Here is a 19278-nt window from a genome sequence, read left to right as displayed (position 1 = left end):
ATTAATGGTGCCTGCGGTGCTTTTTGCGTAAGCTATGGGTAATTTTTTCAGTAAGAGAGTATTACGTTATGGATTCACTCGTCGTTCCTGGTCTGGACACGCTTCGTCACTGGCTCGACGAACTGGGCATCACTTTTTTTGAGTGTGATAACTGTCAGGCCCTGCACCTGCCGCATATGCAAAATTTTGATGGCGTGTTCGATGCGAAACTCGACCTGGTTAATGACATCATGCTGTTTACGGCGATGGCGGAAGTTAAACCTTCGGCGCTGCTGGCGCTGTCAGCGGATCTCTCTGCCATTAACGCCAGTTCGTTGACCGTAAAAGCGTTTCTCGATATTCAGGATGATAATCTGCCTAAGCTGGTGGTATGCCAGTCTTTATGCGTTGGGCCGGGAGTGACTTTCGAGCAGTTCGCCTGGTTTATGCGCCAGAGCGAGGAGCAGATTTCCATGGTGATTATGGAAGCCAACGCGCACCAGCTGCTGTTTCTTGCGACAGAAGGCGAGGAAGAGGCCATCGCGGGCGACGCAACGCGCAATTTTCTCCACTGACTCTTCGCCGCAATTCATGCAGTCGCTGCCAGCGCGGCTGCAAAATAAATATTTTTATTCTGCTTTTAACCTTTCTTTAAAGAACTATTCACCGCAATTCCGGCGGTGAAGGCTTATCCCATAGACACTTCCTGCATAAAAAATTGATAAACCGCGTTTTTTAATCTGACCTATAGCCTCAAACCCTGGCTACAGTTATTCTTGCGCTGCTTACAACAGCATGCGGTGTCTGCCGGAAGAGTTTTCTCCTCCGAAGCTGTGCAGAGTGACAAAATATGCATGATTCTTGCATACCTTAAAATGCGTACATTTGGTTCGTATGTTAACGGGCTTTTCCAGAAGGAATGAGATATGACCGCCTTGAGCAAAAAATGGGTATCAGGTCTTGTCGCGGGTGCGTTGATGGCTGTCTCTGCCAGCACGCTCGCAGCCGAGCAAAAGACGCTGCATGTTTACAACTGGTCTGATTATATTGCGCCGGACACCGTCGCAAATTTCGAAAAAGAAACCGGTATTAAAGTCGTTTATGACGTGTTTGACTCCAACGAAGTGCTGGAAGGCAAACTAATGGCGGGCAGCACCGGCTTCGACCTGGTGGTGCCGTCGGCAAGCTTCCTTGAGCGCCAGCTGGCTGCCGGCGTGTTCCAGCCGCTGGATAAGAGCAAGCTGCCAAACTGGAAAAACCTCGATCCGGACGTGCTGAAAATGGTTGCCAAGCATGATCCGGGCAACAAATACGCCATGCCGTACCTGTGGGCGACCACCGGTATTGGTTATAACATCGATAAAGTTAAAGCGGCCCTGGGCAAAGATGCGCCGGTGAACAGTTGGGATCTGGTGCTGAAGCCGGAAAACCTGGAAAAACTGAAAAGCTGCGGCGTCTCTTTCCTCGATGCGCCGGAAGAGATTTTTGCCACCGTGCTGAACTACCTCGGCAAAGATCCGAACAGCAACAAAGCGGATGATTACACCGGTCCGGCAACGGATTTGCTGCTGAAGCTGCGTCCGAATATCCGCTATTTCCACTCTTCGCAATACATCAACGATCTGGCTAACGGCGACATCTGCGTGGCGATTGGTTGGGCAGGGGACGTATGGCAGGCCGCTAACCGCGCGAAAGAAGCGAAAAACGGCGTCAACGTGACCTACACCATTCCGAAAGAGGGGGCGCTGGCATTCTTTGACGTCTTCGCAATGCCTGCTGATGCGAAAAATAAAGATGAGGCTTATCAGTTCCTTAACTATCTGATGCGCCCGGATGTGATTGCCCATATCAGCGATCATGTGTTCTACGCGAACGGCAACAAAGCCTCTGTTCCACTGATCAGCGAAGAAGTGCGTAACAACCCGGCAATCTTCCCGCCGCCGGATGTCTTCGCCAAGCTGTTTACGCTGAAAGTCCAGGATCCGAAGATTGACCGCGTAAGAACCCGCGCATGGACTAAAGTTAAAAGCGGCAAGTAAATCAATTACCTGACCGGTGATTTGAGTGCACCATGATGGTGCGATTGCCCCAAAGCTGGACAGAGGTACTGCGCCTCTGTCCGGCCATTTGTAAGTCAACCTGTTGAAACAGGGTGATGTTTATGCCGGAGAGCACTGGATTGAACGACGCTATTCCCCGCCCACAGGCGAAGAGCCGCAAGGATCTGACGCCGCTGCTTGAAATCCGCAATCTGACCAAATCGTTTGACGGCCAGCATGCCGTTGATGATGTCAGCCTCACTATCTACAAAGGCGAAATTTTTGCACTGCTCGGCGCGTCCGGCTGCGGCAAATCGACCTTGCTGCGTATGCTGGCCGGTTTTGAGCAGCCAACGCAGGGGCAAATTATGCTCGACGGCGTCGATCTGGCGCACGTGCCGCCATATCTGCGCCCCATTAATATGATGTTTCAGTCTTATGCCCTGTTCCCGCACATGACGGTTGAACAGAACATTGCGTTCGGCCTGAAACAGGACAAATTGCCGAAAGCGGAAATTGCCAGCCGCGTGGCGGAAATGCTCAATCTGGTGCATATGAGCGAGTTCGCCAAACGTAAGCCGCATCAGCTTTCCGGCGGGCAACGTCAGCGCGTGGCGCTGGCGCGTAGCCTGGCGAAACGCCCGAAACTGCTGCTGCTGGATGAACCGATGGGCGCGCTGGACAAAAAACTGCGTGACCGTATGCAACTGGAAGTGGTGGATATCCTCGAGCGCGTCGGCGTGACCTGCGTGATGGTCACGCACGATCAGGAAGAGGCGATGACCATGGCCGGCCGTATTGCCATCATGAACCGCGGTAAATTCGTGCAGATTGGCGAGCCGGAAGAGATTTACGAGCATCCGACTACCCGTTACAGCGCTGAATTTATCGGCTCGGTCAATGTCTTCGAAGGGTTGCTGAAAGAGCGGCAGGATGATGGCCTGGTGATCGAGTCTCCGGGGCTGGTGCATCCGCTGAAGGTCGATCCGGATGCTTCGGTGGTGGACAACGTGCCGGTGTATGTGGCGCTGCGTCCGGAAAAAATCATGCTCTGCGACGAGCCGCCAGCCGATGGCTACAACTTTGCCGTCGGTGAAGTGGTGCATATTGCCTATCTTGGTGACCTTTCTATTTATCACGTGCGTGTGCAAAGCGGGCAGATGATCAGCGCCCAGTTGCAAAACGCGCATCGCTACCGTAAAGGCGCGCCAACCTGGGGCGACGAAGTTCGTCTCTGTTGGGATGCCGATAGTTGTGTGGTTCTGACGGTTTAAGGAGCGGTGATGAGTACACTGGAGCCGCCGGCCCGGGTTGAAAAACCGGGCGGTTTAACACTGTGGCTGGCGCGTATGCAGATGCGCCACGGGCGCAAGCTGGTGATTGCGCTGCCCTATATCTGGCTTATTTTGCTGTTTCTGCTGCCGTTTTTGATTGTCTTCAAAATCAGCCTTGCGGAGATGGCGCGCCAGATCCCGCCGTATACCGATCTGATTGAGTGGGCCGACAGCCAGCTTACGGTCACGCTGAATATCGGCAACTTCCTGCAACTGACCGACGATCCGCTCTATATCGAGGCGTACCTGCAATCGCTGGAAGTGGCGGCGATTTCCACGCTGTGCTGTTTGCTGCTTGGCTATCCGCTGGCCTGGGCGGTGGCGCACAGTAAACCGTCAACGCGCAATATTCTGCTGTTATTGGTGATCCTGCCGTCGTGGACCTCGTTCCTGATCCGCGTGTACGCGTGGATGGGCATTTTGAAAAGCAACGGCGTGCTGAATAACTTCCTGATGTGGCTGGGCGTTATCGATCAGCCGCTGAACATTCTGCACACCAACCTGGCGGTCTATATTGGCATCGTTTACGCCTATCTGCCGTTTATGGTGCTGCCGATTTATACCGCGTTGACGCGTATCGACTATTCGCTGGTGGAAGCCTCGCTGGATCTCGGCGCGCGACCGCTGAAAACCTTCTTCAGCGTGATTGTGCCGCTGACCAAAGGCGGGATTATCGCCGGGTCGATGCTGGTGTTTATCCCGGCGGTGGGTGAGTTTGTGATCCCGGAACTGCTTGGCGGCCCGGACAGCATCATGATTGGGCGCGTGCTGTGGCAGGAGTTCTTTAATAACCGCGACTGGCCAGTAGCCTCTGCGGTGGCGGTGATCATGCTGTTGTTGCTGATTATGCCGATCATGTGGTTCCACAAACATCAGCAGAAACAGGCGGGGGATCACGCATGAACAACTTACCGGTAGTGCGATCGCCGTGGCGCATCCTGATCCTGGTGCTTGGGTTCTCATTTCTGTATGCGCCGATGCTGATGCTGGTGATCTACTCGTTCAACAGTTCGAAGCTGGTCACGGTATGGGCGGGCTGGTCAACGCGCTGGTACGGCGAACTGTTCCACGATGATGCGATGATGAGCGCGGTGGGGTTAAGCCTGACCATTGCCGCCTGTGCGGCCACCATGGCGGCGATCCTCGGCACCATCGCCGCTGTTGTGATGGTGCGTTTTGGCCGCTTCCGTGGCTCCAACGGTTTCGCCTTTATGATCACCGCGCCACTGGTCATGCCGGATGTAATTACTGGCCTGTCGCTGCTGCTGCTGTTTGTCGCGCTCGGGCATGCGATTGGCTGGCCTTCGGATCGCGGGATGTTAACCATCTGGCTGGCGCACGTCACGTTCTGTACTGCTTATGTGGCGGTGGTGATCTCCTCGCGCCTGCGTGAACTCGATCGTTCGATTGAAGAGGCGGCGATGGATTTGGGCGCTACGCCGCTGAAAGTCTTCTTTGTCATTACGCTGCCGATGATCATGCCGGCGGTGATCTCCGGCTGGCTGCTGGCCTTTACGCTGTCGCTGGATGATCTGGTGATCGCCAGCTTTGTCTCCGGGCCGGGCGCGACGACGCTGCCGATGCTGGTCTTCTCCAGCGTGCGTATGGGGGTGAACCCGGAAATCAACGCGCTGGCGACGCTGATCCTCGGCGTGGTCGGGATTGTTGGTTTAATCGCCTGGTATCTGATGGCGCGCACAGAAAAGCAGCGGATTCGTGATATCCAGCGTGCAAGACAAGATCATTCTCATTAAAATCGGAAAATTGTGTCGCTGATGCCGCGCTTGTCGCGGCATTTTTTCACAGGGAAATCACAGGATTGGGCTTCTTTAAGAAAACCACTCATCACGCGAAACTGAATGTACCCGCGATGGTGCAGGTGGCGGCTATTGCTATCATCACTATTCGCTGTGTCGATGTGCTGATGGTGCTCAATGTGCTGGGCGTGCGCGGTATTATCGATTTTGTCCAGCGCAGCGCACAAACCTGGGCGCTGACGCTGATTTTTCTCGGCAGTCTGTTGCTGGTGTTTATCGAAATCCTCTGCGCGTTTTCGGTGGTGAAAGGCCGCAACTGGGCGCGCTGGCTCTATCTTCTGACGCAGCTTATCGCCACCGGCTATTTGTGGGCCGCCTCGCTCGGTTATGGTTATCCGGAGCTGTTTAGCATTGCCGGTGGATCGCGCCGGGAGATTTTCCGTTCGCTGATGCTGCAAAAACTGCCCGATATGCTGGTGCTGTTCCTGCTGTTTATTCCCGCGCCCAGCCGACGCTTTTTCCGCCTGCAATAACGGTGGTACAATCCCGGCCCCGCAAAACGAAAGGCTTTATTATGCAGTGCGCTCTCTACGATGCTGGTCGCTGTCGCTCCTGTCAGTGGATCGAACAACCGCTTGTCACCCAGCTTACCGCTAAGATGGACGATCTCCATCACCTGCTGGCGGGGTTGCCGGTAGCAGAGTGGCGCACACCGGTGAGCGGCCCGGAGCAGGGGTTTCGCAATAAAGCCAAAATGGTGGTCAGCGGTAGCGTAGAAAAACCGCTGCTCGGTATGCTGCACCGCGACGGTACGCCGGAAGATCTCACCGATTGCCCGCTCTATCCCGACTCTTTTGTCCCGGTTTTTGCTGCGCTTAAACCCTTTATTGCCCGTGCGGGTCTAACGCCTTACAACGTGGCGCGTAAGCGCGGCGAACTGAAATACCTGCTGCTGACTGAAAGCCAGCAGGATGGCGGCATGATGCTGCGTTTTGTCTTGCGTTCCGAAGCTAAGCTGACGCAACTTCGCGCCGCGCTGCCGTGGTTGCAGGCGCAATTACCGCAGTTGCAGGTCATTTCGGTAAATATCCAGCCTGTACATATGGCGATCATGGAAGGGGAGACGGAGATTTTCCTCACCGAACAGCAGGCGCTGGCGGAAAATTTCAATGGTGTGCCGCTGTGGATCCGCCCGCAAAGCTTCTTCCAGACCAACCCGGTCGTTGCCAGCGCGTTATACGCCACTGCCCGCGACTGGGTGCGTGCTTTACCGGTCGCGCATATGTGGGATCTGTTCTGTGGCGTCGGCGGTTTTGGTCTGCACTGCGCGACCCCTGAAATGCGGCTGACTGGCATTGAGATCGCCCCGGAAGCGATCGCCTGTGCAACGCAGTCGGCGCAGGTGCTGGGGCTGCATAATTTGCATTTTCAGGCGCTTGATTCCACGCAGTTCGCCACTGCGCAACAGGATGCGCCGGATCTGGTGCTGGTTAACCCACCGCGACGCGGCATCGGCGCGGAATTATGCGGCTATTTAAGCCATATGGCGCCGCCTTTTATCGTCTATTCAAGCTGTAATGCGCAGTCGATGGCGAAAGATATTCGACGGCTTCCGGGCTATCGCATCGAACGCGTACAACTGTTTGATATGTTTCCACATACTGCACATTACGAGGTGCTGACGCTGCTAATCAGGCGTTAATTCTCCCGCTTAAACGGCAATTTGCGAGACGATATTCTCGGTTTTCCCCGCGCGCCCCTGTTTTTTGTACCAGGCTTAAGCAACATCAGGCCATCAAACAATGTGGGGCAGAATGAAAGAACAGAACCGAACAATAGGTATTGCGCCGTATGGCGGATCAGCAGGCGGCTGGGGCGCATTAAAAGCGGTCGCCGATGCGTTACGCGGCCAAATGTCTGTTAAGCAGGATGTCATTGCTCTCTTCAAAGTAAACCAGCCACAGGGGTTTGATTGCCCCGGTTGCGCATGGCCCGATCCGCAACACACTTCCTCCTTTGAATTTTGTGAAAACGGCGCCAAAGCTGTCTCCTGGGAGGCAACCAGCAAACGCGCCACGCCGGAGTTTTTCGCTGCGCATACGGTGAGCGAACTGTGGAAGCGAAATGCCTTTGAGCTGGAAGGCGAGGGGCGCTTAACGCATCCAATGAAATATGATGCCGCCAGCGATACCTACCAGCCCATCGAATGGGAAACCGCTTTTCGTGAAATTGGCGAGCTTCTGCGCAGCTACGACGATCCCAACAGCGTTGAGTTTTACACTTCGGGGCGCGCCTCCAACGAAGCGGCCTTTCTCTGGCAACTGTTTGCCCGTGAGTACGGCACCAATAATTTCCCGGATTGTTCCAATATGTGCCACGAGCCGACCAGCGTCGGCTTACCGGAATCCATTGGCGTCGGCAAAGGCACCGTTGAACTGGACGATTTTGATCATTGCGACCTGGTACTGTGTATCGGTCACAACCCAGGCACTAACCATCCGCGTATGCTTGGTACGCTGCGTGAAGTCTCTAAACGCGGCGCAACCATTGTGGCAATCAATCCGTTGCGCGAGCGCGGCCTTGAACGTTTTACCTCGCCGCAAAGCCCGATTGAAATGTTGGCGCTCAGCTCGACGAAGCTGGCTTCAACCTACTACAAAGTGCGGGTAGGCGGCGATGCGGCGATGCTGAAAGGGGTGATGAAAATCCTGCTGTCGATGCATGAAGAGTCGCAAGCCAAAGGCGAACCGGGTGTGATTGACGAGGCGTTTATTCGCCAGCATACGCAGGGGTTTGATGCGCTTAAAGCCGATCTCGATGCTACCGACTGGGAACATATTCTTAAAGTTTCCGGAATGGAGCGCAAAGAGATCCAGAATATCGCCCGGCTGTATGCTGATGCTGAACGCACCATCATCTGCTATGGCATGGGGATCACGCAGCATCAGTACGGTACGCAGAATGTGCAGCAAATCGCTAATTTGCTGCTGCTGCGCGGCAATATTGGTAAACAAGGTGCGGGGATTTGCCCGCTGCGCGGGCACTCCAATGTGCAGGGCGATCGCACTGTTGGCATTACCGAAATTCCGCCACAGCCGCTGCTCGATAGCATTGAAAAAGTGTTTGGTTTTAAACCCCCTCAGCAGCACGGTCATGGTGCCGTTGCTGCAATCCAGGCGATCCGCGACGGTAAGAGCAAAGCGCTGCTCTGTCTCGGGGGGAATCTGGCGGAGGCCATTTCCGATCCTCTTGCGACATTCCCGGCGATGCGCAAACTGGATTTGGTGGTGCATATGGCTACAAAACTGAATCGCTCGCACTTATTGATCGGCAAACATAATTATTTGCTGCCGGTGCTGGGGCGTACTGAAACGGATTTACAGGCATCTGGCGCGCAAAGCGTGACGGTTGAAGATTCCATGTCGATGGTGCATGCGTCGCGCGGCACGCTGACGCCAGCGTCACCGCATCTGAAATCGGAACCGGCGCTGGTGGCCGCTTTAGCCAAAGCAACGTTGCCGCAAAGCGTTGTCGATTGGGAGAAGATGGTCAGCGATTACAGCAATATTCGTGATGCCATTGAAGCGGTCTTTCCGGCATTCAGTAATTTCAATACACGAATAAAAAAACCGGGCGGCTTCCGGCTGCGCAATGCGGCTTCGGAACGCGAATGGAATACACCATCCGGCCTGGCGCAGTTCAAAGTGATGCAGGGTATTAATGAAGATCCGCGCTCGCTCAAATGCCACGATCTGGTGCTGACCACACTACGCAGCCACGATCAGTACAACACCACACTGTATGGTCTTAATGATCGCTATCGCGGTGTGACCGGACGACGGGATGTACTGTTTATCAATGCTGACGAAGCGGAAAAACGCGAGTTGCGCGTGGGCGATCAGGTGAACGTGGTGGCGCTCGATCCTGATGGCAATCCGACATCGCGGCGCATGGAAAACCTCACCGTTGTGGTGCTGGATATGGCGCCCGGTTCGGTGGGAGCGTATTACCCGGAAGCGAATATTCTGGTGCCGCTGGACAGCCACGATACCCAAAGTGGTATTCCGGCCTATAAAAGCATTCCGGTTGCTATGGAACATGTTGAGGTGCCGGTGGCCACTTCAGGCGCGCGGCGTTAAAGAGGAAAATCGCCGGATAGCGGCTAACAGCTTACCCGATCGACAAAGAGTATTTTCACTCTTCAGATCGGATAAGCGAAGCGTCATCCGGCGTTAAGCACTTACTGTGGGAACCACTGGTTGCTGATTTTCTGGTAGGTGCCGTCAGCTTTGATCGCTTTCAGGGCGGCATTCAGTTTTTCCAGCAGCGCCTTGTTTTCCGGGCGAACAGCGATGCCGAGACCAGTACCGAAATATTGCGGATCGGTCACTTTCGGTGTTGCAACGCCAAGCTGCGGGTTGGTTTTCAGCCACTCATTAACCACGGCGGTATCACCAAACACGCCGTCGATACGGCCATTTTTCAGGTCGATAATCGCGTTCTGGTAGCTGTCATAAGCCACGGTTTTCACTTCCGGGTGCTTATCCTGCAAATATTTCTGATGTGTGGTGCCGTTTTCCATTCCGATGCGTTTGCCTTTCAAATCATCGAAAGATTTAAACGCGTCTTTTTTGGCAATCACCACGGCGGAGTTCGCATAGTACGGTTCGGTGAAAGAGACCTGTTTAGCGCGCTCTGGCGTAATATCCATGCCGGAGATTACCGCATCATATTTTCTGAATTTCAGCGACGGGATCAGGCTGTCAAACGCGTGGTTGGTGAAGGTGCAGTCTGCCTGCATCTGTTTGCACAGCGCATTTGCCAGGTCGATATCAAAACCGACGATTTTATTGTTCGCGTCCAGCGATTCAAACGGCGGGTAGGTGGCGGAAACGCCGAAATTGATTTTATCAGCAGCAGAGGCGCTCGCAGCGAAAGTCGCAATCAGGGCGGCGGCCAGCATCAGTTTTTTCATTTTCGAACTCCTGTCGATCAATCTTATTGTTGTTGCCGTGTCTTCAGCATGGCGTTCACGATGCCACTAATTGAATTTATATGCAATAAAAATGCTTAAATATATTTAATTGGATATAAAAAAGGCGAGAAATGAAAGCATTATCTCGCCGTTGATTATTATTTATGCAATTAGTTGCGGCGTTCGAAAGCCAACGCTTTGCGTTCAATCAGACGCATCATTAACGTCAACAGACCGTTCACCACCAGATAAATCAACCCGGCAGCGCCAAACACCATCACGTCATAGGTACGGCCGTAGAGCAGTTGGCCGTGCCCCATCACCTCCATCAGTGTGATGGTGTAAGCCAGCGATGTACTTTTAAACACCAGCACCACTTCGTTGGAATAGGACGAAAGGGCGCGTTTAAAAGCGTAAGGCAGCAGGATCGCCAGCGTATCTTTTTTGCTCATGCCCAGCGCGCTGCAGGATTGCCATTGGCCCTGCGGAATCGCGCGGATCGCGCCGTAAAACAGCTGCGTGGTATACGCCGCGCTGTTCAGCGACAGCGCCAGCAGCGCGCACAGCCACGGCTGCGACAGCAGATGCCAGATAAACGGATAGTTCTGCAACGACGGAAACTGACCGGGGCCGTAGTAAATCAGGAAGATCTGCACCAGCAGCGGCGTACCGGTAAACAGCGTGATATAGCCGCGTACGATGTGCGTCAGCACCGGCGTTTTCAATGTCAGGATGACGGTAAACAGCAGCGACAAAATCAGTGCCACAATCAGTGACGCGATGGTTAGCGTCAGGCTGGTATGCAGGCCTTTAAACAGCTCTGGTAAATAGGCAAGCATTATCCCGGCCTCCGTTCAAAGCGCGTCGCACGCAGGTCAATGCGTTTGAGGATCCACTGGCTGAACAGAGTGATCACCAGGTAGATCGCCGCCGCCACAATGTACCAGGTGAAGGGCTCCTGGGTACGGGTCGCAATGCTTTTGGTTTGCAGCATCAGATCGTTAACACTGATCAGCGACACCAGCGCGGTATCTTTCAACAGCACCAACCACTGGTTACCCAGACCCGGCAGCGCATGGCGCCACATTTGCGGCATCACCAGACGGAAGAAGATCGCCCCTTTCGACAGACCGAGTGCCTGGCCGGATTCGCGCTGCCCGTCCGGCACCGCTTTTAACGCACCGCGCAGGGTTTGCGAAGCGTAAGCCGAATAGAGCAGAGAGAGCGCGATCACGCCGCACAGGAACGGGCTGACATCGAAGTTTTCAATCTGTACCTGCACCGGGATTTGCACTACGCCAAGATTGATGGTGAAACCATCAGAGAGCGTTAGCAGGAGCTGCGAGGCGCCAAAATAGATAAACAGCACCACGAGAATTTCCGGCAGGCCGCGCAGCAGCGTGACCAGCGCGGTACCGATCCATGCAATGGGACGCCACTTAACGGACTCCCACACGGCAAAGATCATCGCCAGCACCAGGCCGATGAGCAGCGCACAAACGGCAAGGCCGACGGTCATCCCGGCGGCGCTTGCTAATGGAAACATTTCGTTCATTAAGGATTACTTCTGGAACCATTTGCTGTAGATGGCCTGGTAAGTCCCATCTTTCTTCACTTTTTCCAGCGCAGCGTTGAATTTCTGCTGCAACTCAGTATTGCCCTGGCGTACGGCGATACCCAGACCGGTACCGAAGTACTCTTTGTCCGTCACTTTATCGCCTACCGCTGCCAGTTTGGCATCGGCTTTCAGCCATTCGGTAACCACTGCGGTGTCGCCAAAGACAGCATCAATGCGGCCGTTTTGCAGATCCAGACGCGCATTCTGGTAGCTGTCGTAAGGCACGGTGGTGATTTCCGGGTGTTTATCGTTAATGAATTTCTGGTGTGTGGTGCCGTTCTGCACGCCAACACGTTTGCCTTTCAGCTGATCGATGCTGGTGAATTTACCCTGCTGGCCGACGAACAGCGCAGAGTTATCGTAGTACGGCGTAGTAAACAGAACCTGTTTTTCACGCTCTGGCGTGATATCCATACCGGCCATTACCGCGTCAAAACGGCGGAATTTCAGGCTCGGGATCAGGCTGTCAAAGGCCTGGTTGGTAAAGGTACAGGTCGCATCGATCTCTTTACACAGCGCATTCGCCAGATCCACATCAAAGCCGACGATCTTGTTATTGGCATCGGTGGATTCAAACGGAGGGTAGCTCGCTTCCGTCGCAAAACGAATGGCCTGGGCTGCTGTAGCGCTAAGGCTGATGCTGGCAAGTAGTGCGGCAATCAGTACTTTTTTCATTGTCTTTATTCCCGAGTCTTCAGTGAGATAGGTAGTATTTAAATGCATCGGTCTGCGGCGCGGCAAAGCAGCTGGCATCCCCTTGCTCAACAATGTGACCATTTTCCATATACACCACGCGGCTGGCGGTTTTGCGCGCCACTTCCACTTCGTGGGTCACGATGACCTGCGTAATGCCGGTTTCCGACAGTTCACGAATAATGCTGACAATTTGCGCGGTGATTTCCGGATCGAGTGCGGCAGTGGGTTCATCAAACAGCAGAACCTGCGGCTCCATCATCAGCGCACGGGCGATGGCGACACGCTGCTGTTGTCCGCCGGACAGGTGCAGCGGATAGCGATCGCTATAGGGTTTAAGACGTAAACGCTCCAGCAGCTTCTCGGCGCGCGCCAGCGCCTGATCTTTGCTTAAACCGAGCACGCGGCACGGCGCTTCAATCAGGTTTTGCTGCACGGTCAGATGCGGCCAAAGATTATATTGCTGGAACACCATGCCCACGTTCTGGCGCAATTCACGAATCGCTTTATCTGACGGGGTTTTGGCAAAATCAAAATGGTTGCCTGCAATGCTTAACTGGCCGGAACGCGGCATTTCGAGCAGGTTGAGTACGCGCAACAGCGAACTTTTACCCGCACCGCTTGGGCCGAGCAGCACCAGCGTTTCGCCCTGCGGGCAATCCAGTGTGATGTCGAAGAGCGCCTGGTGTGCGCCATAAAAGCAATTGATGCTGTTTAATTTAATACTCATCGAAGCAGTCTGATAGCAATTGAGGCCGCAAATAGTAACGTTGACAGAATAGTTATGCAATATTTGTGCGTTAAAACTTAAAAATAAACCAGGTTATGCGATAAAGTTAGCACAAAATACCGGGCGGCGAGGGAACCAGGCATAAATGTCGGCATTCCCCGGGGAATGCCAGACAATTTACGGGGGTTACCATAACGGTTAGCGATGTTCTATCGACTGGCGCAGCGTACCGGCGGGCGCGTGTACCGAGCCGCCCAGGTAGCGGACATCATCCACCGCCCAGCACTGTCCTTCGCGGATCATCAGTACTTCATCCTGCCAGCGTTGGCTGCCCTGGCTTAATGTTACGCGCAGCGGAATATTCCGCGCATCGCTATTGGGAATGGTGGAAGCGCTGGTGACGTCGGCATGATCGGCGGCAACGCTACGGCTGGAGAAGGGATCGGTTTTAAACAGCGCAGCGGTTTGCGGATCGCGGCTGGCGTTATTCAGCATTTTCGCCAGGTCGTCACTCAGGTACGGGCGCAATGCGGTCAGGTCGCTGCCCGGATGGGCGATGCGGTAGTCATAAAATTGTTGTGCAACACTGTCAGGACCGCCTTCCACACACTGCCCGCTACGGGTGCCAATATCTTTATAGGCCGGGGTTACGGTAGTACAGGCGCTCAGCAGCAGCGCGCACGGCATTACAAGAGTCAAAACTGAATAGCGCATATTGATTTCCTTATTTCTCTTCAGAAGACACGACCTTTCAAGAATAGTGTATTGATCTGATAATGTGTCTCGTAACGTGCGCAATCAAAAGGAGAACTTTATGCAATTTTCAACCACGCCGACCCTTGAAGGACAACCGATTATTGAGTATTGCGGCGTCGTGACAGGCGAAGCGATTCTGGGCGCCAATATTTTCCGTGATTTTTTTGCCGGTATCCGCGATATCGTCGGCGGACGTTCTGGCGCCTATGAGAAAGAGCTGCGTAAAGCGCGGGAAATTGCCTTTCGTGAACTGGGCGAGCAGGCGCAACAGCTCGGCGCAGATGCGGTGGTCGGTATTGATATCGATTATGAAACCGTCGGCAAAGACAGCAGCATGCTGATGGTAAGCGTCAGCGGTACGGCGGTTAAAACACGCCGATGAAAAAGTATGCATTAGCAATGCTGGCGCTGCTTCTGGCCGGCTGTGCGAGTGAAAAAGGAATTATCGATAAAAACGGCTATCAGTTGGATACGCGGCGTCAGGCGCAGGCAGCTTACCCGCGTATCAAGGTGCTGGTAATTCATTACACGGCGGATGATTTTGATGTCTCGCTGGCGACGCTTACCGACAAGCAGGTGAGCGCTCATTACCTGGTGCCCGCCAGCCCGCCGCTGTACCACGGTAAACCGCGCATCTGGCAGTTGGTGCCGGAGCAGGATCTCGCCTGGCACGCGGGTGTGAGTTTCTGGCGCGGCGCGACGCGCATCAACGATACCTCGATCGGTATTGAGTTAGAGAACCGCGGCTGGCAACGGAGCGCGGACGGGAAAACCTTTGCGCCTTTTGCGCCTGCGCAAATTAGTGCGTTGATTCCACTGGTAAAAGATATTATCGCGCGGTACAACATCGCGCCGCAAAACGTGGTGGCGCATGCCGATATCGCGCCGCAGCGTAAAGACGATCCCGGCCCGTTATTCCCGTGGCAGGCGTTGGCCGCTCAGGGGATTGGCGTCTGGCCGGATGCAGCGCGGGTGGCATTTTATCTGAATGGTCGTTCTCCTCATCAGCCGGTGGAAACGGCGTCGCTGCTCGATTTGTTGGCGCGCTACGGCTATGAAGTGAAACCGGAAATGACGCCTGAGCAGCAGAAACGGGTGATCGAAGCGTTTCAGATGCATTTTCGTCCGGGGTTATGGAACGGCGTTGCGGATGCCGAAAGCCAGGCCATTGCCGAGGCATTACTGGAAAAATATGGCCAGGGGTGACTGCCGCTGGTTTTTTTATGATGAGGTCAATGGAAATGGTGTTTCGCATCATGACAGGGGCATTGCTGATGGCGGCTTTTGCTGTCCACGCTGCGCCAAACCCGCCGTACGCATGTTCCTACTGGGACAAAAAAACGGACAGTGTGGAAACGCTGGATGAGTGCGCCGTGCTGAAAGAGGGCAAGCTGGTATTTTTACCCGCGCTATTTGCCAAAACTCATGATGTCGATGGCATGTCGTGGGTCGGGCTGCACGATTATAACCGTGCAGCGGGGAAACAGGATACGGACTATTATGTGCGTTCTGCGCACGAGTATTTGTCGGTGATGCATTTCGATAACGGGCCGGACTGGTTTGTCGAGGGGCTGGTGCGCTCAACGCAGAACGGCAAAGTGGGCTACTGGGATGACACTTTCCGCAACCGCATTGCCGCCCGCTATGATTACGCTTCGCAGTTTGAGGGCGGCAAAGCGCTGGTCTGTATCGGGTGCAAACCGCAGCGTGAAGGCGAACATATCGCGTTGAGCGGCGGGGAGTGGTACTACATTGATAAGAGTGGTCAGCGGGTGTCTGAAATTAAATCCGGGCCGTTCTGAGTCTGTCAGCGGTGCAACTTGCCGTGGTCTTTTAACCAGTGCGCCGTGCGTTTGATGCCTTCATCCAGCGTCACGATCGGCGCATAGCCCAGCTCTTCCTGGGCGCGTGTGATATCCAGCGTGAAATCAAAATTAAGCTTCGATACGCCATAGTGGGTGAAGGCGGGTTCTTTCGCGCGCTTATCGCCAAAACGTTCCATGCTGCGGGCCAGCATATCCAGCATGGTGTAGGGCACGGAGCGAATGCGGCAGGAGATCGCCAGATCGTCAATCAGCCGCTGTACGATACTGCGCAGCGAGCGCGGCTCGCCGTTGGTGATGTTATACGCCCGCCCGGAGGGTAAGGTGTCGCACTGCTGCTGGCTGGCAAGCCACATCGCATGCACTGCATTTTCGTAGTAGGTCATATCCACCAGCGCATCACCGCCGCGCGGCAGTAGCACGCTGCGGTAGTGGTGCATCATCTGCGCCAGCCGCGGGATAAACACTTTGTCGTGCGGACCAAACAGGCTTTGCGGACGCAGAATGGTAAAGCGGGTGTTGGGGTTCGCCTGTGCCAGCAGATCGATGACCTGCTCGCCAGCGGCTTTACTGCGGGCAAATTCGTTAGCAAAACGCGCCGGGCGAAAATCTTCCGCGATATTGTGATGATGGTGATAATCGAAGTAGAGCGAAGGCGAGGAGATATGGATAAAGTTGCGTACGCCCCAGGCGACAGCCCATTCACCCAGGCGGCGCGTGGCGCGCACATTCGCCAGGTCAAACGCTTCCTGCGTTCCCCACGGTGAGGTGAAACTGGAGCAGTGCCACAGCGTGTCGATATCGGCGAGCATGACTTTAGCCTGCGATGAAACCAGCTCGGTTAAATCCGCATGCACAAACTCGGCGCCCATCTTGCTCAGCAACTTGCCCATCGCTTCGTTGCGGCCCGTCGCCCTGACGCTGATCCCTTTTTGACGCAGATATTCGACGGCGTTTCGGCCTAAACCGCTGGTTGCGCCCGTGACCAGTACCTTCATATCAATCCACTGTGTTGAATAGCAATTATCGCGCGCATTCTTCCGTGAATTACGCCGCGATGCAATGGGAGAAGTAAAAGAAAAAGGTTAACCGTCAGACTTTTCCGCTATTTTTTTCTGCCAGACGGGCAATTTGTTGCGCCATGCCACGAAAGATGAACAGATGAGCCGGGAACATCAGTAACCAGTAAAACAAACCCGGCATGCCGTGCGGATGCCACCAGGCGCGGACATCCAGTAGCCGGTGGTCGCCTTTGTCGCTCAACGTAAAGGTCAGCCGTCCCAGCCCCGGCGCTTTCATGCCAAACAATAATGCCAGTTGCTGCTCCGGTTCGGCGATGATCACTTTCCAGCTATCCACCGCATCGCCGGTTTGCAGCCAGGCGCGATCGGGGCGTCCGCGCGGTAACTGGTGGCCGATTAAGCGATCGAGCGCGGCGCGGGTTTCCCACAGCAGATTGCCGAAAAAGTAGCGCTCTTTGCCGCCGATACGGTTAACCACTTCCCACAGCGCGCTGAGGCTGGCTACGGTTTTTACCTGATAACCAGCCTGTTTCGGATAGTAACCGTATTGCGGACGCCAGCGTGAGAAGGCCTGCGGGTCATAGCCCCAGTCGGCGGAATTCACCAGCTTTTCTTCTTCCTGCAACGTCTGACGCACCGCGTCATCAAAGCGGATCAACGTTTGCGGGATCAAACCGCGCAGCGCGCGATCGTCGGCCAGCAGATCGTGTTTCAGTCCCTGGATTAGCGCCTTTGCAATGGTTGGCGGTACGGACGTGATGAGATGCAAAAACCAGACGGAGATCAGCCGCGTTGGCAGCGGAATGGGGATCAGCGGGCGATGTACGCCGCTGACGCGCATAAAATGCTCGAACTGCTGCTGATAGCTCAGCACTTCCGGCCCGGCAGCCTCAAACACTCGGTGTTCTGCCGCCGGGTGATGCAGCAACTCCAGCAGATAATACAGCAGATTTTCCAGCGCAATCGGCGTGGTACGCGAACGCACCCAGCGCGGCGGCGTCAGCACCGGCAGGTTAAATACCATATCGCGCATCACTTCAAAGGCCGCCGAACCCGCGCCGACAATGATCCCGGCGCGCAATTCGGTAACCGGAACACCGGCTGCCCGCAGCTGATCGCCGGTATATTGCCGCGCCAGTAGATGGTCAGAATCCGTTGCCCCTTTTGCCTGCAACGAACTGAGGAAAATAACCTGTTTGACCGGCGTTTCCCGCAGCGCATCGCGCACATTCAGGGCGATTTGCCGTTCATGCGCCACAAAATCGCTGCTTTCGCCCATGCTATGTACCAGATAGTAGAGCGTATCGACATCGGCCAGCAGCGCCGGAAGCTCCTGCGGCCAATAGAGATCAATCGTGTGGCAGGTCACGCCGGGCAACTGCTGCTTTTGCAGGCGCGTTAACTGGCGCGCCGCCGCTTTGACCTGGTGGCCTTGCTGACTGAGCGCGGCCACCAGCCGCTGCCCGATATAACCGCTGGCACCAAGCACCAGGATCCGCTGCGCCACATCTGCTCCTTAGCGCTGTAAAAAAGCCTGCCAGTGGCGAACTACCTCGGTGAGCTGCTGGCGATTGACGTCGAGATGGGTGACCAGCCGCACCACCGGCGACGCGTTGATTAGCACATCGCGCTCGCGCATAAACGCTCCCAACGCTGCGGCCGGTTCGCCAACGCGGACGAACAACATATTGGTGTCGTGGCGCATCACGTCGGCACCAATTTCCTGCAACTGAGCGGCCAGCCAGGCGGCGTTCTCGTGATCCTCTTTCAGCCGCGCGACGTTGTGCTTCAGCGCATACAGACCCGCTGCGGCAAGGATCCCGGCCTGGCGCATACCGCCGCCGGTCATTTTGCGCCAGCGGTTGGCGCGGGTGATATAAGCTTTGTCGCCCACCAGTAATGAACCGACCGGCGTGCCGAGGCCCTTCGACAGGCAGATGGTGAAAGAGTCGCAATATTGCGCGATCGCGCTAAGGTCGCAGCCGTATTCCACGATGGCGTTAAAGATGCGTGCGCCATCAACGTGCAGCGACAGCCCGCGCTCGCGGGTAAATTCCCACGCCTGTTTCAGGTAGTCGCGCGGCAGTACTTTGCCGTTGTGGGTATTTTCCAGACTGAGCAGTTTGGTGCGTGCGAAGTGGATGTCATCGGCTTTGATTTTTGCCGCGACTTTGTCCAGCGGCAGCGTCCCGTCGGCGGCGGCATCAATGGGCTGCGGCTGAATGCTGCCGAGCACCGCTGCGCCGCCCGCTTCGTAGAGATAGTTATGCGCTCCCTGGCCGACAATATACTCTTCGCCGCGCTCGCAGTGGCTTAACAGCGCCACCAGGTTGGCCTGCGTTCCGGTCGGCAGAAACAGTGCGGCTTCTTTGCCGCTGAGTTCTGCTGCGTAACGCTGCAGTTCGTTGACGGTGGGATCATCACCGTAAACATCGTCCCCGACCGGGGCGGCCATCATCTCTTCGAGCATGGCGCGCCCCGGGCGGGTTACGGTATCACTACGTAAATCAATCACGGCATTTCCTTTCTCTGGCTCAGGTTAAACATCTGTT

The 19278-nt window shown here is 55.2% G+C and carries 20 protein-coding genes; 11 read left to right on the top strand and 9 right to left on the bottom strand.

The window, feature by feature from the left end; translation table 11 throughout:
* The first annotated feature begins 68 nt into the window (after window positions 1-68).
* From AWR26_RS16980 to AWR26_RS16945, 8 genes are all read left to right on the top strand, one after another.
* Complete coding sequence (locus AWR26_RS16980) at window positions 69-554, top strand: type III secretion system chaperone family protein (RefSeq protein ID WP_043954087.1); 486 nt, start codon at window positions 69-71, stop codon at window positions 552-554.
* A 351-nt stretch (window positions 555-905) separates the two neighbouring features.
* Entirely contained in the window at window positions 906-2018 is a 1113-nt protein-coding gene (gene potF / locus AWR26_RS16975) for a spermidine/putrescine ABC transporter substrate-binding protein PotF (RefSeq protein ID WP_007374089.1), read from the top strand.
* Window positions 2019-2158: 140 nt separating this feature from the next.
* Window positions 2159-3292, top strand: coding sequence for a putrescine ABC transporter ATP-binding subunit PotG (gene potG / locus AWR26_RS16970; RefSeq protein ID WP_156525221.1), 1134 nt, complete (start codon window positions 2159-2161; stop codon window positions 3290-3292).
* A 9-nt stretch (window positions 3293-3301) separates the two neighbouring features.
* Window positions 3302-4255, top strand: a complete 954-nt coding sequence (gene potH, locus AWR26_RS16965; protein WP_064567577.1) for a putrescine ABC transporter permease PotH — start codon at window positions 3302-3304, stop codon at window positions 4253-4255.
* Window positions 4252-5106 (top strand): putrescine ABC transporter permease PotI, encoded by an 855-nt coding sequence (gene potI, locus AWR26_RS16960; RefSeq protein ID WP_007374092.1) that lies wholly within the window; start codon window positions 4252-4254, stop codon window positions 5104-5106. Before potH ends, potI begins: the two co-directional genes overlap by 4 nt.
* A gap of 116 nt (window positions 5107-5222) precedes the next feature.
* Entirely contained in the window at window positions 5223-5642 is a 420-nt protein-coding gene (locus AWR26_RS16955; RefSeq protein WP_139227870.1) for a YbjO family protein, read from the top strand.
* A gap of 41 nt (window positions 5643-5683) precedes the next feature.
* On the top strand, window positions 5684-6811 hold the full coding sequence (gene rlmC, locus AWR26_RS16950; RefSeq protein WP_064567575.1) for a 23S rRNA (uracil(747)-C(5))-methyltransferase RlmC: 1128 nt from the start codon (window positions 5684-5686) through the stop codon (window positions 6809-6811).
* 112 nt (window positions 6812-6923) lie between these two features.
* On the top strand, window positions 6924-9248 hold the full coding sequence (locus AWR26_RS16945; RefSeq protein ID WP_064567573.1) for an FdhF/YdeP family oxidoreductase: 2325 nt from the start codon (window positions 6924-6926) through the stop codon (window positions 9246-9248).
* Window positions 9249-9349: 101 nt separating this feature from the next.
* Here the strand turns inward: AWR26_RS16945 and artJ are convergent, their stop codons facing one another.
* From artJ to AWR26_RS16915, 6 genes are all read right to left on the bottom strand, one after another.
* Window positions 9350-10084: an arginine ABC transporter substrate-binding protein ArtJ gene (gene artJ / locus AWR26_RS16940; RefSeq protein WP_064567571.1), complete on the bottom strand. Its 735-nt coding sequence runs from the start codon at window positions 10082-10084 to the stop codon at window positions 9350-9352.
* Between the two features lie 170 nt (window positions 10085-10254).
* Window positions 10255-10923 (bottom strand): arginine ABC transporter permease ArtM, encoded by a 669-nt coding sequence (gene artM / locus AWR26_RS16935; protein ID WP_043954079.1) that lies wholly within the window; start codon window positions 10921-10923, stop codon window positions 10255-10257.
* Window positions 10923-11639: an arginine ABC transporter permease ArtQ gene (gene artQ / locus AWR26_RS16930; RefSeq protein ID WP_007374099.1), complete on the bottom strand. Its 717-nt coding sequence runs from the start codon at window positions 11637-11639 to the stop codon at window positions 10923-10925. The genes artM and artQ overlap by 1 nt, the downstream gene beginning before the upstream one ends.
* 6 nt (window positions 11640-11645) lie before the next feature.
* Window positions 11646-12377 (bottom strand): arginine ABC transporter substrate-binding protein ArtI, encoded by a 732-nt coding sequence (gene artI, locus AWR26_RS16925; RefSeq protein ID WP_064567569.1) that lies wholly within the window; start codon window positions 12375-12377, stop codon window positions 11646-11648.
* Window positions 12378-12396: 19 nt separating this feature from the next.
* Window positions 12397-13125 carry an arginine ABC transporter ATP-binding protein ArtP gene (artP, locus tag AWR26_RS16920; protein WP_007374101.1) on the bottom strand — a complete coding sequence of 243 codons (729 nt, stop codon included), beginning with the start codon at window positions 13123-13125 and terminating at the stop codon, window positions 12397-12399.
* 198 nt (window positions 13126-13323) lie between these two features.
* Window positions 13324-13839 carry a lipoprotein gene (locus AWR26_RS16915; RefSeq protein WP_064567567.1) on the bottom strand — a complete coding sequence of 172 codons (516 nt, stop codon included), beginning with the start codon at window positions 13837-13839 and terminating at the stop codon, window positions 13324-13326.
* A gap of 100 nt (window positions 13840-13939) precedes the next feature.
* Here AWR26_RS16915 and AWR26_RS16910 point away from each other — a divergent pair, with 100 nt between their 5' ends.
* The 3 genes from AWR26_RS16910 to AWR26_RS16900 are packed head-to-tail and all read left to right on the top strand — an operon-like array spanning window position 13940 to window position 15683.
* A complete protein-coding gene (locus tag AWR26_RS16910) occupies window positions 13940-14263 on the top strand; it encodes a heavy metal-binding domain-containing protein (protein ID WP_043954077.1) in 324 nt (107 codons plus the stop codon).
* On the top strand, window positions 14260-15087 hold the full coding sequence (locus tag AWR26_RS16905) for an N-acetylmuramoyl-L-alanine amidase (protein ID WP_064567565.1): 828 nt from the start codon (window positions 14260-14262) through the stop codon (window positions 15085-15087). The genes AWR26_RS16910 and AWR26_RS16905 overlap by 4 nt, the downstream gene beginning before the upstream one ends.
* Window positions 15088-15104: 17 nt before the next feature.
* The gene (locus tag AWR26_RS16900) at window positions 15105-15683 is read left to right on the top strand and encodes a WG repeat-containing protein (protein ID WP_244256199.1); all 579 of its coding nucleotides are present in this window, start codon (window positions 15105-15107) and stop codon (window positions 15681-15683) included.
* A 5-nt stretch (window positions 15684-15688) separates the two neighbouring features.
* On the opposite strand, the gene AWR26_RS16895 is transcribed toward AWR26_RS16900, so the two are convergent.
* The 3 genes from AWR26_RS16895 to ltaE form a co-directional block, all read right to left on the bottom strand.
* Window positions 15689-16702 (bottom strand): NAD-dependent epimerase/dehydratase family protein, encoded by a 1014-nt coding sequence (locus tag AWR26_RS16895; RefSeq protein ID WP_064567562.1) that lies wholly within the window; start codon window positions 16700-16702, stop codon window positions 15689-15691.
* A gap of 94 nt (window positions 16703-16796) precedes the next feature.
* Window positions 16797-18233 carry a DUF2867 domain-containing protein gene (locus AWR26_RS16890; RefSeq protein ID WP_064567560.1) on the bottom strand — a complete coding sequence of 479 codons (1437 nt, stop codon included), beginning with the start codon at window positions 18231-18233 and terminating at the stop codon, window positions 16797-16799.
* A gap of 9 nt (window positions 18234-18242) precedes the next feature.
* Window positions 18243-19241, bottom strand: a complete 999-nt coding sequence (ltaE, locus tag AWR26_RS16885; protein WP_043954072.1) for a low-specificity L-threonine aldolase — start codon at window positions 19239-19241, stop codon at window positions 18243-18245.
* Window positions 19242-19278 lie beyond the last annotated feature (37 nt).

The organism is Kosakonia oryzae (assembly GCF_001658025.2).
GTDB lineage: Bacteria > Pseudomonadota > Gammaproteobacteria > Enterobacterales > Enterobacteriaceae > Kosakonia > Kosakonia oryzae.
This window is presented reverse-complemented; position numbering and strand designations above follow the sequence as displayed.

Coding starts and splice junctions, on each gene's coding strand:
- AWR26_RS16980 (WP_043954087.1), top strand. CDS start 69: ATGGATTCACTCGTCGTTCCTGGTCTGGACACGCTTCGTCACTGGCTC.
- potI (WP_007374092.1), top strand. CDS start 4,252: ATGAACAACTTACCGGTAGTGCGATCGCCGTGGCGCATCCTGATCCTG.
- rlmC (WP_064567575.1), top strand. CDS start 5,684: ATGCAGTGCGCTCTCTACGATGCTGGTCGCTGTCGCTCCTGTCAGTGG.
- artM (WP_043954079.1), bottom strand. CDS start 10,923: ATGCTTGCCTATTTACCAGAGCTGTTTAAAGGCCTGCATACCAGCCTG.
- potF (WP_007374089.1), top strand. CDS start 906: ATGACCGCCTTGAGCAAAAAATGGGTATCAGGTCTTGTCGCGGGTGCG.
- AWR26_RS16955 (WP_139227870.1), top strand. CDS start 5,223: ATGGTGCAGGTGGCGGCTATTGCTATCATCACTATTCGCTGTGTCGAT.
- artJ (WP_064567571.1), bottom strand. CDS start 10,084: ATGAAAAAACTGATGCTGGCCGCCGCCCTGATTGCGACTTTCGCTGCG.
- AWR26_RS16900 (WP_244256199.1), top strand. CDS start 15,105: ATGATGAGGTCAATGGAAATGGTGTTTCGCATCATGACAGGGGCATTG.
- potH (WP_064567577.1), top strand. CDS start 3,302: ATGAGTACACTGGAGCCGCCGGCCCGGGTTGAAAAACCGGGCGGTTTA.
- AWR26_RS16945 (WP_064567573.1), top strand. CDS start 6,924: ATGAAAGAACAGAACCGAACAATAGGTATTGCGCCGTATGGCGGATCA.
- artQ (WP_007374099.1), bottom strand. CDS start 11,639: ATGAACGAAATGTTTCCATTAGCAAGCGCCGCCGGGATGACCGTCGGC.
- artI (WP_064567569.1), bottom strand. CDS start 12,377: ATGAAAAAAGTACTGATTGCCGCACTACTTGCCAGCATCAGCCTTAGC.
- AWR26_RS16915 (WP_064567567.1), bottom strand. CDS start 13,839: ATGCGCTATTCAGTTTTGACTCTTGTAATGCCGTGCGCGCTGCTGCTG.
- AWR26_RS16895 (WP_064567562.1), bottom strand. CDS start 16,702: ATGAAGGTACTGGTCACGGGCGCAACCAGCGGTTTAGGCCGAAACGCC.
- AWR26_RS16905 (WP_064567565.1), top strand. CDS start 14,260: ATGAAAAAGTATGCATTAGCAATGCTGGCGCTGCTTCTGGCCGGCTGT.
- artP (WP_007374101.1), bottom strand. CDS start 13,125: ATGAGTATTAAATTAAACAGCATCAATTGCTTTTATGGCGCACACCAG.
- AWR26_RS16910 (WP_043954077.1), top strand. CDS start 13,940: ATGCAATTTTCAACCACGCCGACCCTTGAAGGACAACCGATTATTGAG.